This is a genomic window from Gordonibacter sp., from assembly GCF_036667095.1.
GTDB lineage: Bacteria > Actinomycetota > Coriobacteriia > Coriobacteriales > Eggerthellaceae > Gordonibacter.
This window is the reverse complement of sequence record NZ_JAVWUP010000180.1, coordinates 1-740: the sequence shown is the minus strand read 5'-3', so window position 1 is coordinate 740 and position 740 is coordinate 1. Positions and strand designations below refer to the sequence as shown.

The 740-nt window shown below is 55.0% G+C and carries 1 protein-coding gene; it reads left to right on the top strand.

Going from position 1 to position 740, the window contains the following annotated elements; genetic code table 11:
• Window positions 1-339: 339 nt before the first annotated feature.
• Window positions 340-740, top strand: a 401-nt coding sequence (locus tag RR842_RS11880) for a hypothetical protein (protein WP_332729857.1), incomplete at its 3' end; no start/stop codon positions are given.

Here is a 740-nt window from a genome sequence, read left to right as displayed (position 1 = left end):
GACCGTGGGCACATCCATCGCCTCACTGAGGATGAAAAGTCGATGATCTTGGAGTTCTTGAAGAAGTAGCATTCGGGCAAAACATGGCAATTCTACCGCGAGCAGAAGGAACAGGGATACGTCCCCTGCTCACGCGGGCGTTCGTTCATACGCGCGTTCATTCTTGCGCTCGAACCATCCTGCTCATAACGGCGTTTGGAGTCCGGAGTTTGAGGTGCGGAAAATTTTCTCTTGACCCGGACGTAACGTCGGGGTTTCTAATAGGGTCGAACCTGTTACCCCAAGAAAGGGAGACCCAGGGAAAACGAACGCTGCGCGCAGCTCGTTGCGGAGAGCTTTGTGGATGATCCGGCAACTCGAGTTCAGTTCGCCGGCATCTCGGGATGGCGCGAACAATTCGAAGCGCACTGCCGATGCAAAATCGAAGCCTACGAGAAGCTTGGCTGCTTGACTACGCACGGAGACGACGGTCTCGCCATCGGGTACTTTACCGAAGACGTTTCCCTCGAAATGCTTGCAACCGCATTGCAAGACGCTGCCGGACCCCTCATTTCAGACACGACCGCCGAAGATCTGGCACGGATGCAAGAAAACGTGCTGAACGTTGCGGAAATCATCGACCCGCTCTGGTACCAACGCTTCACCGACAAGGCGAACGTATATGTTTTGCAGATTATCGCGGTGCAAAAGGAGAAGCGCGGCTCCGGCGCATTCCGCAAGCTCATCGACCCTCTTTTGCA